At 67.2% G+C, this 12,861-nt stretch carries 14 protein-coding genes; 9 read left to right on the top strand and 5 right to left on the bottom strand.

Annotated features, from left to right (window positions below; translation table 11 throughout):
* The first annotated feature begins 44 nt into the window (after nucleotides 1-44).
* The 5 genes from N787_RS09100 (at nucleotide 45) to N787_RS09080 (ending at nucleotide 4,693) form a co-directional block, all read left to right on the top strand.
* On the top strand, nucleotides 45-1,523 hold the full coding sequence (locus N787_RS09100) for a mannose-1-phosphate guanylyltransferase/mannose-6-phosphate isomerase (protein WP_034212926.1): 1,479 nt from the start codon (nucleotides 45-47) through the stop codon (nucleotides 1,521-1,523).
* A gap of 130 nt (nucleotides 1,524-1,653) precedes the next feature.
* Entirely contained in the window at nucleotides 1,654-2,931 is a 1,278-nt protein-coding gene (gene tviB, locus N787_RS09095; RefSeq protein WP_034212924.1) for a Vi polysaccharide biosynthesis UDP-N-acetylglucosamine C-6 dehydrogenase TviB, read from the top strand.
* A 51-nt stretch (nucleotides 2,932-2,982) separates the two neighbouring features.
* The gene (locus N787_RS09090; RefSeq protein WP_034212922.1) at nucleotides 2,983-3,993 is read left to right on the top strand and encodes an NAD-dependent epimerase; all 1,011 of its coding nucleotides are present in this window, start codon (nucleotides 2,983-2,985) and stop codon (nucleotides 3,991-3,993) included.
* A 101-nt stretch (nucleotides 3,994-4,094) separates the two neighbouring features.
* Nucleotides 4,095-4,340, top strand: coding sequence for a hypothetical protein (locus tag N787_RS09085; protein ID WP_034212920.1), 246 nt, complete (start codon nucleotides 4,095-4,097; stop codon nucleotides 4,338-4,340).
* A gap of 35 nt (nucleotides 4,341-4,375) precedes the next feature.
* A complete protein-coding gene (locus N787_RS09080; protein ID WP_034212918.1) occupies nucleotides 4,376-4,693 on the top strand; it encodes a hypothetical protein in 318 nt (105 codons plus the stop codon).
* Between the two features lie 36 nt (nucleotides 4,694-4,729).
* Here the strand turns inward: N787_RS09080 and N787_RS09075 are convergent, their stop codons facing one another.
* The gene (locus N787_RS09075) at nucleotides 4,730-5,716 is read right to left on the bottom strand and encodes a hypothetical protein (RefSeq protein WP_034212916.1); all 987 of its coding nucleotides are present in this window, start codon (nucleotides 5,714-5,716) and stop codon (nucleotides 4,730-4,732) included.
* Nucleotides 5,717-5,843: 127 nt separating this feature from the next.
* Complete coding sequence (gene hslO / locus N787_RS09070) at nucleotides 5,844-6,737, bottom strand: Hsp33 family molecular chaperone HslO (protein WP_034212914.1); 894 nt, start codon at nucleotides 6,735-6,737, stop codon at nucleotides 5,844-5,846.
* Nucleotides 6,738-6,801: 64 nt separating this feature from the next.
* Here hslO and N787_RS09065 point away from each other — a divergent pair, with 64 nt between their 5' ends.
* The 4 genes from N787_RS09065 to N787_RS09050 all read left to right on the top strand — a co-directional run bounded on the left by N787_RS09065 (nucleotide 6,802) and on the right by N787_RS09050 (nucleotide 9,735).
* Nucleotides 6,802-7,458: a hypothetical protein gene (locus tag N787_RS09065; protein WP_169742300.1), complete on the top strand. Its 657-nt coding sequence runs from the start codon at nucleotides 6,802-6,804 to the stop codon at nucleotides 7,456-7,458.
* Between the two features lie 2 nt (nucleotides 7,459-7,460).
* On the top strand, nucleotides 7,461-8,183 hold the full coding sequence (gene mtgA / locus N787_RS09060) for a monofunctional biosynthetic peptidoglycan transglycosylase (RefSeq protein ID WP_034212910.1): 723 nt from the start codon (nucleotides 7,461-7,463) through the stop codon (nucleotides 8,181-8,183).
* Between the two features lie 57 nt (nucleotides 8,184-8,240).
* Nucleotides 8,241-9,230 (top strand): glycosyltransferase family 2 protein, encoded by a 990-nt coding sequence (locus N787_RS09055; RefSeq protein WP_052575324.1) that lies wholly within the window; start codon nucleotides 8,241-8,243, stop codon nucleotides 9,228-9,230.
* 73 nt (nucleotides 9,231-9,303) lie between these two features.
* Nucleotides 9,304-9,735 (top strand): CBS domain-containing protein, encoded by a 432-nt coding sequence (locus N787_RS09050; protein WP_034212908.1) that lies wholly within the window; start codon nucleotides 9,304-9,306, stop codon nucleotides 9,733-9,735.
* Nucleotides 9,736-9,820: 85 nt separating this feature from the next.
* Here N787_RS09050 and N787_RS09045 read toward each other — a convergent pair whose 3' ends face one another.
* From N787_RS09045 to N787_RS09035, 3 genes are all read right to left on the bottom strand, one after another.
* Nucleotides 9,821-10,312 (bottom strand): REP-associated tyrosine transposase, encoded by a 492-nt coding sequence (locus N787_RS09045; protein WP_034212906.1) that lies wholly within the window; start codon nucleotides 10,310-10,312, stop codon nucleotides 9,821-9,823.
* A gap of 128 nt (nucleotides 10,313-10,440) precedes the next feature.
* Nucleotides 10,441-11,091, bottom strand: coding sequence for a PAQR family membrane homeostasis protein TrhA (gene trhA / locus N787_RS09040; protein WP_034212905.1), 651 nt, complete (start codon nucleotides 11,089-11,091; stop codon nucleotides 10,441-10,443).
* Between the two features lie 81 nt (nucleotides 11,092-11,172).
* Nucleotides 11,173-12,777 carry a peptide chain release factor 3 gene (locus tag N787_RS09035; protein WP_034212903.1) on the bottom strand — a complete coding sequence of 535 codons (1,605 nt, stop codon included), beginning with the start codon at nucleotides 12,775-12,777 and terminating at the stop codon, nucleotides 11,173-11,175.
* Between the last annotated feature and the right edge of the window lie 84 nt (nucleotides 12,778-12,861).

Below are 12,861 nucleotides of genomic sequence, written 5' to 3'. Positions count from 1 at the left end.
CGGGGCAGGGCATCATGGAGGCGTGTTTTCCACGGCAAATCCCCATGCCCCAGATCATCCCCGTCCTTCTGTCCGGCGGTTCAGGCACGCGGCTCTGGCCGCTGTCGCGCGAGACCCACCCCAAGCAGTTCCAGCCGCTGGTGGGCGAGCAGTCGCTGTTGCAGGCGACCTGGCGGCGCCTGGCCGGGATGCCCGGCGCGGCCGCGCCGATCGTGGTGGCGAACGAAGAGCACCGGTTCATGGTGGCCGAACAGCTGCGCCAGCTGGGCGTGACCCCGGCCGCGCTGCTGCTCGAGCCCGTGGGCCGCAACACCGCCCCGGCCATCGCCGCGGCCGCGATGCAGGCCCAGGCCGGCGGCGCCGACCCGCTGCTGCTGGTGTTGCCGTCGGACCACGTGATCCGCGACGAGGCCGGCTTCCGCGCCGCCGTGCTGGCCGCCGCGCCCGCGGCCGAGGCCGGCAAGCTGGTCACCTTCGGCATCGTGCCCACGGGCCCGGAGACCGGCTACGGCTACATCAAATCCGCCGCGCTCCCTGTAGGAGGGCCTTCAGGCCCGAAGCTTTCAGCGAAGGGCTTCGGGACTGAAGTCCCTCCTACAGGGGGTGCTCGCGTCGTCGAGCGGTTCGTGGAGAAGCCGGACCTGGCCACGGCCCAGGCCTACGTCGCCAGCGGCGATTACTTCTGGAACTCGGGCATGTTCCTGTTCCGCGCCTCGCGCTACCTCGAGGAACTGGCCGCCTTCGCGCCCGCCATCCTCGCCGCCGCCAAGACCGCGCTCGCCGGCGCGAAGCGCGATGCCGATTTCCTGCGGCTCGACCGCGCGGCCTTCGAAGCCTGCCCGTCCGACTCCATCGATTACGCGGTGATGGAAAAAACTTCGCACGCCGCCGTGCTGCCCATCGACGTCGGCTGGAGCGATGTAGGCTCGTGGTCGGCGCTCTGGGAGATCGCCGACCAGGATCCGGATGGCAATGCCCACCACGGCGACGTGCTCGCGATCGACTGCCGCAACACGCTGGCCTGGGGCGGGCGCCGCCTGGTCAGCCTGCTCGGCCTGCAGGACGTGATCGTGGTGGATACCGACGATGCACTGCTGGTCGCGGCGAAAGACCAGGTACAGAAAGTCAAGGAGATAGTTTCAGTCCTGAAATCGCAGGGTCGTCCGCAGGCCAGCGTGCACCGCAAGGTGTATCGTCCCTGGGGCAGCTACGACGGCATCGACAGCGGCGACCGGTTCCAGGTCAAGCGCATCGTGGTCAAGCCCGGCGCCGCGCTCAGCCTGCAGATGCACCACCACCGGGCCGAGCACTGGATCGTGGTCAGCGGCAGTGCCCGGGTTACCTGCGATGACAAGGTGTTCCTGCTGGCCGAAAACCAGAGCACCTACATCCCGCTGGGCAGTAAGCACCGCCTAGAGAACCCGGGCAAGGTTCCGCTGGAGCTGATCGAGGTGCAGTCGGGCAGCTATCTCGGCGAGGACGACATCGTGCGGTTCGAGGATGTTTACGGCCGCAGCGTCTGAGGCGTTGCACGGCTGAAACCTCCGGCCGGCACCCTGGCGGCGCGACGGGATCCCCGCAAGTCGGGGCACAGGGCGGCCGTATCTAACAGGTTCAGAGTAGCATGTAGGCCTCGATCGGAGTGCCCATGGCATGTTCAATTCACAAGAAGTTCGAATCGCCGTCATCGGCCTTGGATACGTCGGCCTGCCGCTCGCGGTGGAGTTCGGCAAGCATTTTCCGACCGTCGGCTACGACATCCAAGCATCCCGAGTAACCGAGCTGAAAAAAGGTCGCGACAGTACCTTAGAGTGCGATGCCACTGAATTGGCCGACAGTACGCACCTACGTTACACCGCGCTGTTAACTGACATCGCGGATTGTAATGTCTACATCGTCACCGTACCCACGCCCATCGATTCTGCGAAGCGTCCCGATTTGGGGCCGCTCTTGCGAGCAAGCGAGGCTGTGGGTCGGATAATGAAGCCGGGTGACGTGGTTGTTTACGAGAGCACGGTATATCCGGGCTGCACCGAAGAGGTTTGTGTACCAATCCTGGAGTCGCTATCGGGTCTGGAATTCAACCGGGACTTCTTCTGTGGGTACAGTCCGGAGCGTATTAATCCCGGTGATAAGGTCCATCGACTGCCTGACGTTATGAAAGTGACAAGCGGTAGTACGCCGCAGGCGGCCGACTACGTGGACGAATTGTATCGCCGCATAATCAAGGCAGGTACTCACAAGGCCAGCAGCTTGAAAGTCGCAGAAGCCGCGAAGGTGATCGAAAACACCCAGCGCGATCTGAATATTGCGCTCGTCAATGACTTGGCGATCCTTTTCAACAAGCTGGGCATCGACACGCTCGAGGTGCTGGAGGCAGCGGGGACTAAATGGAATTTCCTGCCATTCCGCCCCGGACTCGTTGGCGGCCATTGCATTGGTGTCGACCCGTACTACTTGACCCATAAAGCGCAGCAGATTGGGCACCATCCGCAGGTCATACTTGCAGGCCGCCGCACCAACGATTCCATGGGTTTCTACGTGGCTGACCAGGTTGTCAAGCTCATGCTGCGCAAGGGGATGAATCCCGTGCGCGCAAGGGTATTGGTCATGGGGCTTTCGTTCAAAGAGAACTGCTCCGATCTGCGAAACTCGCGAGTGGTTGACATCATCGAGACGCTGGTCGACTACAACGTCAAGGTGGATGTTTTCGACCCTTGGGTTGACGTTGAACAGGCCAAGCAAGAGTACGGTCTGAATCCTGTGGCCAAGCCGGAAGCCGGGGCCTATGATGCGATCGTCGTGGCAGTGGCGCATGACCAGTTCCGATTGCTCGGCGCTGATGGGATTCGTGCATTCGGAAAGCCCGGTTCCGTGATTTATGATGTCAAGCACGTCCTTCCGCGCGATGCGATCGATGCTCGACTTTAGGACAAGTGCGGGCCGGGCTTTCTCCATGAAGCTTAGATTGAACAATAAGTCATGACCGTTCTTGTCACCGGCACTGCCGGCTTCATCGGCTCCCACGTCGCCCAGGTCCTCCTCGCCCGCGGCGACGAGGTTATCGGCTTCGACAACCTCAACGACTACTACGACCCGACCCTGAAGCAGGCCCGCCTGGCCCGCCTGCAGGTGCTGCCGGGCTACACGCACGTCACGGCCGACCTGGCCGATCGGGCGGCGGTCGAGTCGGTCTTTACCAAGTACAAGCCGCAGCGCGTGGTGAACCTGGCGGCTCAGGCGGGCGTGCGCTACGCGGCCGAGAACCCGCACGTGTACGTGTCCAGCAACGTCACCGGCTTCCTGCACGTGCTTGAAGGCTGCCGCCACCACGGCATTGAGCACCTGGTCTACGCCTCGACCAGTTCGGTCTACGGCGCCAACCTGAAGATGCCGTTCTCGGAGCATTCGCCCACCGAGCACCCGCTCACTCTGTACGCGGCCACCAAGAAGGCCAACGAGCAGATGGCGCACAGCTATTCGCACCTCTACGGCATTCCCACCACCGGCCTGCGCTTCTTCACCGTGTACGGGCCCTGGGGCCGGCCGGACATGGCGCTGTTCCTATTCACCAAGGCCATCCTGGCCGGCGAGCCGATAAAGGTCTTCAACCACGGCCACCACAAGCGCAGCTTCACCTACGTGGACGACATCGTGGAAGGCGTGGTGCGCGCGCTCGACACCGTGCCGGGCAAGGAGCCGGCCTGGAACGGCCTGGCACCGGACCCGGCCACCAGCGGCGTGGCGCCGTACCGGATCTACAACATCGGCAACGAACAGCCGGTGCAGCTGCTGCGCTATATCGAGGTGCTGGAGCAGTGCCTGGGCAAGAAGGCCACGCTGCAGCTGCTGCCGCTGCAGGCGGGGGACGTGCCTGATACCGAGGCGGATGTGTCGGACCTGATTGCCAACGTGGGGTACCGGCCGTCCGTGAATGTGGAGGAGGGGGTGGGGCGGTTCGTGGCTTGGTATCGGGATTACTACAAGGTTTGAAGCATCGGGGCTGAAGTCCCTCCCACAGGGGGAGCGAAAGATTCGCGTGGTGGGGGGGTGTGTAGGCGCTTAGGGTGGCGGCCTTCACAGGGGTTTCATTCATGGATGACTATCGCGCGGCCACGCCGCAGGCATCGCCGCGGGCGGTGGAATTGCTCGACCACTATCACTTGGCCGACAAGCCCGAGCGCACGCTGCAGGCGCTGCAGGTGTTCTTCCCCGGGCGGGCGCAGGAGTATTTCGCGCGGCTCAAGTCCGGCCAGTCAGTGCGGGTGGAGAGCGCGGAGATGGTGTCCCTGGTCGGGCAGCTGGCGGCGCAGGGTTTCCGCGTGCGGCTGGTGGACTGAGCGTTTTACACTCGGGCTCCCTTCAGGAGTCCGCCATGCGCCTGCTTGCTTGCCTTGCCCTTGTTCCCCTGGCCCTGCTGGCCGGCTGCGCGCCGTCCTGGCCCACGGCCGACCAGGCGCGCGATGCGCTGGTGGTGCGGATGGAGCGGCCGGGGGCGCGGCAGATCAAGGTGACCGAGGTCGCCGCCTTCAGCCTCAGCGATTGCCGCGAGCCCGGGAAAGGGCCGGGCGTGCTGTGCGCGGTGGCGATGGACGTGAAGTTCACCGTCGATGGGCAGGCGGTGCAGAGCAACGAGGCGCAGGAGGTGCGCTTCGTGCGGGAGGCCGGGAATTGGGTGGCTTATCCGGAGTAGGGGTTCGGGCCTGAAGGCCCTTCTACAGGGGGGCGCTTAGAGGTCTTGTTCGTAGCGGATGTAGGGGACGCGGGATTCTTCCTGGTCCTCGTCCGCGAGCGAGAAGGGGTTCTGGCCCTGGGCATTGAGGTTGGCGGCGCCCACGCTCAGGCGGCCGCGCCACGGGGCGCGCCAGGTGACGCCCAGGCCCACGTCGCTGTAGCGGGTGTTGGTGCCGGGCAGTTCGATCACGCGGCCGATCACTTCGCCACCGAAGTTGCCAACCCCCCCACTGAGGGTGAGCGTGCCGGTGTTCCACTGCGGCGGCAGTGCGCCGGGCAGCTGGGCCGCGGACACGATGCGGGCGCGGGCCAGGGTGCCGCCGATGCTCACCCAGCCGGTTTCGCCGACCTTGAGTTCGCCCAGCAGGCCGATGTCTTCCTGTTCGTATTCGTTGCCGCGCAGCGACAGCATCAGGTCGGTGCTGACGCGGCCGGCCAGCGGCACGGCGCCCGGCAGGGCCAGCGGCGCCTGGGCGTCGAAGCGCGAGAGGCCGAGGCTGGCGCTGAGCGCGCCGTCGTTGCCGTCCAGCCGCGCTTCGGCGCGCACGCCGGGGCGGGCCAGCGCGATCGGCGTGGTGGGGCTGGGCGCGAGGTTGGCCACCATGCAGTGCTGGGCCAGTGCGCCGAAGCTGCGCGACTCGGCGTTGCCGTTGCACAGCAGGCCGATGGTCGGGTTGGTTTCCAGCGCGAGGCTGGTGCTCAGGCGGCGGCCACCATCGAACGGGAAGGTGATGCCGGCGCCGACGCTGGGCGTGGCGTTGCGGCCGAGCAGGCGATCTAGCGAGCTGCGCGCCGGGTTGGCGGCGCCGAGGCCGGACTCGATCAGCAGGAAGCCTTCCACCTGGTTGTTGCGGATGATCGGCAGCGCGGTGGTGCCGTCGTCCTGCTCGGGAACCACGAGCGGCGACGGCGCCTGCGCAAGCGCCTGCGCGCCCGATAGGGCGAGCAGCAGGACGATGGCGTGGCGCAGCAGCGGATTCATGTTCTTTCCTCGTGGCTCCGTTGGAGCCTTGCCGGACCGGGAAGTTCCCGGGTGGGGGGTGGCACGCGGATTTTACAGGAATTTAACGCTTGAGTCGCCCGGCTGGGAAGCCCCCCCTGTGGGAGGGTTATTGGAGGCGGTCGGAGCCGGGGGCGGGGACGGCCAGGCTGAACAGGGCCTCGATCTGTTCAGCCTCGAAGCGGTAGGCCCGGCCGCAGAAGTCGCAGTGCACCTGGGCCACGCCGTCCTCGAGGCTGGCCCGGGCTTCTTCGGCGCCCAGGCTGCGCAGCATGTCCTCCACTCGCTCGCGCGAGCAGCTGCAGGCGAAGCGCAGGGGGCGGCGGTCGAGCCGCTTCACGCCTTCCTCGTGGAAGAGGCGCCAGAGAAGCGTGTCCACCGGCAGGCTGGCCAGTTCGTCCTGGCCCAGGGTTTCGAACAGGGCGTTCACCCGGTCCCAGCCGTCGGTATCACCCTCGGCGCCCGGCAGCTTCTGCAGGATCAGGCCGGCGGCGCGCTCGGCCTGGCTGGCCAGCAGCATGCGGGTGGGCAGCTGCTCGGATTGCTGGAAGTAGCCCTCGAAGGCCTCGGCCAGGCTGTCGGCGTCCAGGCCCACCAGGCCCTGGTAGCGGGTCATCTCGCTGGCGCCGGGCGGGGTGGATTCGATGGTGATCGCCAGCAGCGAGCCCGGGCCGAAGGCGCGCGGGGTCAGCGGGCTGGGGATGGGTTCTTCGAAATGGGCGATGCCGCGCAGGGTGCCCGCCGCGGTGCACTCGGCGAACAGGGTGCGCAGGCAGCCGGTGCCGCGCAGCTGCACGCTCAGGCGGCCGTCGATCTTGGCGTGGCCGGTGAACAGTGCGGCGGCGGCGCAGGTTTCGCCGAGGCGGGCGGCGATGGCCGCGGGGTATTCGGCGCGGCCGGCGATCTCCGCCCAGGTCTGGTCCAGGTGCACCACCACGCCGCGGATGCCGGAGCGCTCGAGCAGGAAGCGGGTGAGGGTGTCGCGGTCGGGGTGTTTGTCCATGGGCGCGATTTTAACCCGCCGGGGCAGTACAGTTGGCGCCTTACTTTCAGGCAGGGCGGCACCGATGGCACGAGGGATGATGGGTTTGGCGCTGGGTTTGCTGGCGCTGGTTTCGGCGGAATCGGCGCTGGCGGCGCAGGCGGCTTCTGCACGGCCCGCGGCGCCCGCGGCGCAGGCGCGGCCGGTGCCGCTGACCGCGCAGGAGACGCTGGAGAACGTACTGGTGGCGCGCGGCATGGCGCGGTCCGACATGGCGCAGCTGATGGATTTCACCGGCCGGCAGCTCGACCTCGGCTGGGGCCTGATCCTGGACCAGGCGTTCGCGGTGCCGCTGGTGGTGTTCGACGAGAAGTCGACCGGCCTGGCCCTGGCCCTGGTGCGCAACACCGGCGGCGTGTCGGCCTGCGTGCGGGTGAAGGGCGACATGCGCGGCGAGAGCGTGTTCGAGGAGGCCGTGACCGCCGAGGACGTGCTGGTGCTGCCGGGCAACGCGGTGCCGGTGATCGGCGGCGGCATCCGCACCACCACCGGCGAGTGGGACGTGAACATGGATGCGGGCGTGGCGATCTGGCAGGCGCCGGTCGGCGCCACCGACGCCGCGCTGTGCAAGCAGTCGGCGCCGGCGCTGCTGGCGGCGTGGCTGGCCGAGCCGGGCTTCGAGCACTTCGCCGACTTCGCCCGCAAGCGCATGGGCGGCGCCGGGGCCGCGCCGGGCGGCTGAGCATGGCGCAGGCCGTGCGGGTCTCTTCGGCGCGACCGCGGCCGCGGCGGCGCTGGCTTCGGCGGCTGCTGTGGCTGCCGGTGCTGTTCGTGGGCGTCACCTTCCTGCAGGTGGCGCCGCTGCGCTTCATCGACCCGCCCACCAGCGCCTTCATGCTGTGGCGGCAGGTGGATGGCCTGGGCGAGAAGGGCTTCGAGCTGCGGCAGGAATGGCGCGACTACGGCCAGATTTCTTCGCACCTTCCCATTTCGGTGGTGGCGGCCGAAGACCAGAAATTCCCCGAGCACCACGGCTTCGACCTCGAGGCCATCGACAAGGCGTTTGATGCCAACGCCCGCGGCGGCCGCGTGCGCGGCGGCAGCACGATCAGCCAGCAGGTGGCCAAGAACCTTTACCTTTGGAGCGGCGGCGGCTATTTCCGCAAGGCGCTGGAGGCCTGGTACACGGTGCTGATCGAGCTGACCTGGCCCAAGCAGCGCATCCTCGAGGTGTACGTGAACATCGCCGAGTTCGGCGACGGCGTGTATGGGGCGGAAGCCGCGGCGCAGGCCTTCTTCCGCAAGCCGGCCAGCGCGCTCACCGCCGCCGAGTGCGCCCGCCTGGCCGCGGTACTGCCCAACCCGAAGAAATACAGCGCCCGCAACCCGGGGCCCTACGTGCAGCGCCGCGCGGCCTGGATCCAGCGCAACGCCCGCAACCTCGGCGGCCCCGCGTATCTGGACTAGCCCCCGAAGGCCCGCCCACATCCCTCCCATGGGGGAGGCTGGACTATCATTCGGGCCATGGCCAATCCGCAGTCGATCACCGTCGTCATCGCCGCCTACAACGAGGAGGCCGCGCTGCCGGTCTTCCATCCGCGCCTGATGAAGGTGCTCGACGGCCTGGACCTGGCGGCGCGCGTGCTTTACGTGGACGACGGCAGCCGCGACGGCACCTTCGCGATGCTGCAGGCCTTCGCCGGGGCCGACCCGCGCGTGGGCGTCATCGGCCTGGCCCGCAATTTCGGCAAGGAGCTGGCGCTCACCGCCGGGCTCGACCATGCCGAAGGCGACGCCGTGGTGGTGCTCGACGCCGACGGGCAGGATCCGCCGGAGCTGATCCCCGCGCTGGTGGCGAAGTGGCGCGAGGGCTACGACGTGGTCTACGGCACGCGCACGCGGCGCGACGGCGAGACCTGGTTCAAGCGCTTCAGCGCCGCGGCGTTCTACCGGGTGATGGCCTGGCTGTCGCGCACCGACATCCCGCGCGACACCGGTGATTTCCGGCTGATGTCGCGGCCGGTGCTGGACGCGCTGCGCGGCCTGCGCGAGCGGCAGCGCTTCATGAAGGGCCTGTTCACCTGGGTGGGCTTCCGGCAGGTGTCCTTCCCGTACGAGCGCGAGTCGCGCATGGCGGGCCGCACCTCGTTCAACTACTGGAAGCTCTGGAACCTGGCGCTCGAGGGCATCACCAGTTTCTCGACGGTGCCGCTGCGGCTGGCCACCTACCTCGGCCTGTTCACCGCGCTGGCGGCCTTCGGCTGGGGCGTGTGGATCATCGTCCGCACCCTGGCCTGGGACGACCCGGTGCAGGGCTGGCCCTCGCTGATGATCGTCGTCCTTTTCCTCGGCGGCCTGCAGCTGGTGGCGCTGGGCATCATCGGCGAATACCTCGGCCGGCTGTACATGGAAGCCAAGCAGCGGCCGCTGTACCTGATCCGCACCTTCGTGCGCCAGCCCCCTGTGGGAGGGACTTCAGTCCCGATGCTTTCCGGCGAAGGGCATCGGGACTGAAGTCCCTCCCACAGGGATGCAGCGCAGGCCGGGCGGGTCTATAGTCTTCCCACGGTCACCGGAGGGCAGCCCCATGCGCAACGTGAACCAGATCCTCGAGAACAAGGGGAGCGGCGGCGTCATCGCCGTGCCGCGGGAAGCCCCGGTGCTCGAGGTCATCCGCCTGATGGCCGAACACCACATCGGCTCCGTGCTCGTGATGCAGGGCAGCGACCTGGTCGGCATCGCCACCGAGCGCGACTACGCCCGCAAGGTCATCCTGCAGGGCCGCTCCTCGGCCGACACGCCGGTGGGCCAGATCATGTCCAGCCCCGTGGTCTCGGTGCTGCCCACCGACACCGCCGCCACCTGCATGCAGATCATGACCGCCCGCAAGATCCGCCACCTGCCGGTGCTCGACGACGGCCGCGTGGTCGGCATGGTCTCCATCGGCGACCTGGTCAAGGCCGTCATCGAAGACCAGCAGCAGGAAATCGCCCAACTCCACCAATACATCGCCAGCTGACGATAAGCCCTGTAGGAGGGACTTCAGTCCCGAAGCTCTTCGCCGTAAAGCATCGGGACTGAAGTCCCTCCTACAGATGCAAGCTTCAGAGTATGTCGGGCCATGGGTTCAGCCAGGCGGCATCCCAGAACGGGTAGTCGCCGCAAGATTTCACGAGCCCGGCCCGAATTGGATTACGGATGATGTAGCGGGCAACCTCGCGCAAGTCCTCCTCGCGCCGCACGGCATGATCGTGGAAGGCTGTGGCCCAGACGGAGCCCGTCCTTCCCATGGCTTGGTTGAAGCTGCGAGCGCTACCGCCTTTTGCGACCTTCATGATACTCGCCAGCGTGCGCGTTCCGTCGATGATCAGCAGTCCGTGCCAATGGTCAGGCATCAGCACCCAACACAGTAGCTCCGCCCCCGGCCATGCCCCGGGATCCGCCAGGTAGCGGCTCATATGCCTTGCGGGTTCCCAGTCGCTGAAGAGCGCCAGGCGGGTGTGGGTGACTGTGGTGAGGAAGTATGCCCGGCCCGGCTCGGTGCGCCTGCCGTTTCGAAGATCGGACTGACGATGTCGGTGGGTAAGAGGAGGCATGCCCGAAGCATGGCGATCCCCGGGCGGTCCATCCCTCGGAATTCGGAGGTGAAGAATGTAGGAGTGACTTCAGTCCCGAAGCTTTCCGGCGAAAAGCTTCGGGACTGAAGTCCCTCCTACATGGGGGTTCAGGGGCGGAGGACCTGGTGGGTGACGGCGACGAAGTGGCAGGCGCTGCCGATCAGCACGAAGGCGTGCCAGATGGCGTGGGCGAAGGGGATGCGGCGGCTCATGTAGAAGATCGTGCCGACGGTGTAGGCCAGGCCGCCGCCGAGCAGCCAGGCCAGCGTGTCCATCGGGATCTGGCGCAGGAAGGGCTTGATCGCCAGCACCACCATCCAGCCCATGCCGAGGTAGATCAGCGTGGACAGGCCCTTGAAGCGGCCGGTGAAGAACAGCTTGAACACCACGCCCGCCACCGCGAAGGTCCAGATGGCCGCGAACAGCCACCAGCCGCCGTCCTCGCGCAGGCCCACCAGGGTGAACGGCGTGTACGTGCCGGCGATCAGCACGTAGATCGCGCAGTGGTCGAAGACCTTGAAGCGGCCCTTGGTGATGCGGTCGTGGCTGGCGTGGTAGAGCGTGGACGCGCTGTAGAGCAGCACCAGCGCCACGCTGAACACGATCGCGCCGGCCAGCTGCCAGCCATTGCCGAAGGTAGCCGACAGGGTCACCAGCACCGTGCCGCCCACCAGCGCCATCAAAGCGCCGATGCCGTGGGTGATGGCGTTGGCGCGCTCCTCGCGCGGCGATTCGTGGTCGTGTTCGTACTCTGTCATCGGTGTACGCCTTCTGTAGGAGGGCCTTCAGGCCCGAAGCTTTCCGGCGAAAGGCTTCGGGACTGAAGTCCCTCCTACAGGTTATTCGAGGGCGAGGGTCTGGGCGTGTTCGCGGGTGGCGGCGAATTCGAGCTCGGGCCAGCGCTCCATGGTCAGCTGCAGGTTCACGCGCGAGGGCGCGAGGTAGACCAGCTGGCCGGCGGCGTCCAGGCCCAGGTTCATCGCGTTTTTCTCGCGGAACTCCTCGAGCTTCTTCGGCGTGCCGCCCTTCACCCAGCGCGCGGTCGAGATGGTGATCGGCTCGAAGCTCGCATCCACCGAGTACTCGTCCTTGAGCCGGTAGGCCACCACGTCGAACTGCAGCGTGCCGACCGCGCCGAGGATCAGGTCGTTGCTCATCAGCGGGCGGAAGAACTGCGTCGCGCCCTCTTCGGAAAGCTGCGCCAGGCCCTTCTGCAGCTGCTTGAGCTTGAGCGGGTCGCGCAGGCGGGCGCGGCGGAACAGCTCCGGCGCGAAGTTCGGGATGCCGGTGAAGGCCAGCGATTCGCCCGCGCTGAAGGTGTCGCCGATCGAGATCGTGCCGTGGTTGTGCAGGCCGATCACGTCGCCGGGGTAGGCGGTCTCGACGATTTCGCGGTCGCTGGCCATGAAGGTCAGCGCGTTCGCCAGCTTCACTTCCTTGCCCAGGCGCACGTGGAAGGACTTCATGCCGGCCTCGTACTTGCCCGAGCACACGCGCAGGAAGGCGACGCGGTCGCGGTGCTGCGGGTCCATGTTGGCCTGGATCTTGAACACGAAGCCGGAGAAGGTTTCTTCTTCCGGCGCGATCTCGCGCGAGGTCGTGGCGCGCGGCTGCGGGCCCGGCGCGTGCTCGACGAAGAAGTCGAGCAGCGGCTGCACGCCGAAGTTGTTCACCGCCGAGCCGAAGAACACCGGCGCCTGCTTGCCGGCCAGGTAGTCGTCCTTGTTGAACGGATGCGAGGCGCCCTGCACGAGCTCGAGCTCGTCGCGCAGGTCGGCCAGCATCTGCTCGCCGATGCGCTCGGCCAGGCCCGGCGCGTCGATGGACGGGAAGATGGTGGAGTCCTGGCGGGTGAAGTTGCGGCCCTGCTCGTACAGGTGCACTTCGCCGCTCACCAGGTGCACGACGCCGCGCAGGCGCTGGCCCATGCCGATCGGCCAGGTGATCGGCGCGCACTGGATGCCCAGCACGCTCTCGATCTCGTCCAGCAGCTCGATCGGCTCCTTGCCCTCGCGGTCGAGCTTGTTGATGAAGCCCATGATCGGCGTGTCGCGCAGGCGGCAGACCTCCATCAGCTTGATGGTGCGCTCCTCGACGCCCTTGGCCACGTCGATCACCATCAGCGCGCTGTCCACGGCGGTAAGCACGCGGTAGGTGTCCTCGCCGAAGTCGGCGTGGCCCGGGGTGTCGAGCAGGTTGACGATGTGGCCCTCGTACGGGAACTGCATCACCGAGGACGTGACCGAGATGCCGCGCTCCTTCTCCAGCGCCATCCAGTCGGAGGTGGCGTGGCGGGCGGCCTTGCGGCCCTTCACCGAGCCGGCCATCTGGATCGCACCGCCGAACAGCAGCAGCTTCTCGGTCAGCGTGGTCTTGCCGGCGTCGGGGTGGCTGACGATGGCGAAGGTGCGGCGGCGGTGGGTTTCGCGCAGGTGCTCGGACATGGGCTGGCCGCGCGCGGGGCGCAGGCGGGTCTCGGGGAAGGGCCGGAGATTATACCTTTCCCTGTAGGAGGGCCTTCAGGCCCG

The organism is Arenimonas metalli CF5-1 (assembly GCF_000747155.1).
Lineage (GTDB): Bacteria > Pseudomonadota > Gammaproteobacteria > Xanthomonadales > Xanthomonadaceae > Arenimonas > Arenimonas metalli.
The sequence above is the reverse complement of the archived record's forward strand: the minus strand, read 5'-3'. Positions and strand labels throughout refer to the sequence as shown.

What these genes read in the sequence shown, in the direction of transcription:
- N787_RS09100 (WP_034212926.1), top strand. Translation starts at nt 45, where the DNA reads ATGCCCCAGATCATCCCCGTCCTTCTGTCCGGCGGTTCAGGCACGCGG.
- tviB (WP_034212924.1), top strand. Translation starts at nt 1,654, where the DNA reads ATGTTCAATTCACAAGAAGTTCGAATCGCCGTCATCGGCCTTGGATAC.
- N787_RS09090 (WP_034212922.1), top strand. Translation starts at nt 2,983, where the DNA reads ATGACCGTTCTTGTCACCGGCACTGCCGGCTTCATCGGCTCCCACGTC.
- N787_RS09085 (WP_034212920.1), top strand. Translation starts at nt 4,095, where the DNA reads ATGGATGACTATCGCGCGGCCACGCCGCAGGCATCGCCGCGGGCGGTG.
- N787_RS09080 (WP_034212918.1), top strand. Translation starts at nt 4,376, where the DNA reads ATGCGCCTGCTTGCTTGCCTTGCCCTTGTTCCCCTGGCCCTGCTGGCC.
- N787_RS09075 (WP_034212916.1), bottom strand. Translation starts at nt 5,716, where the DNA reads ATGAATCCGCTGCTGCGCCACGCCATCGTCCTGCTGCTCGCCCTATCG.
- hslO (WP_034212914.1), bottom strand. Translation starts at nt 6,737, where the DNA reads ATGGACAAACACCCCGACCGCGACACCCTCACCCGCTTCCTGCTCGAG.
- N787_RS09065 (WP_169742300.1), top strand. Translation starts at nt 6,802, where the DNA reads ATGGCACGAGGGATGATGGGTTTGGCGCTGGGTTTGCTGGCGCTGGTT.
- mtgA (WP_034212910.1), top strand. Translation starts at nt 7,461, where the DNA reads ATGGCGCAGGCCGTGCGGGTCTCTTCGGCGCGACCGCGGCCGCGGCGG.
- N787_RS09055 (WP_052575324.1), top strand. Translation starts at nt 8,241, where the DNA reads ATGGCCAATCCGCAGTCGATCACCGTCGTCATCGCCGCCTACAACGAG.
- N787_RS09050 (WP_034212908.1), top strand. Translation starts at nt 9,304, where the DNA reads ATGCGCAACGTGAACCAGATCCTCGAGAACAAGGGGAGCGGCGGCGTC.
- N787_RS09045 (WP_034212906.1), bottom strand. Translation starts at nt 10,312, where the DNA reads ATGCCTCCTCTTACCCACCGACATCGTCAGTCCGATCTTCGAAACGGC.
- trhA (WP_034212905.1), bottom strand. Translation starts at nt 11,091, where the DNA reads ATGACAGAGTACGAACACGACCACGAATCGCCGCGCGAGGAGCGCGCC.
- N787_RS09035 (WP_034212903.1), bottom strand. Translation starts at nt 12,777, where the DNA reads ATGTCCGAGCACCTGCGCGAAACCCACCGCCGCCGCACCTTCGCCATC.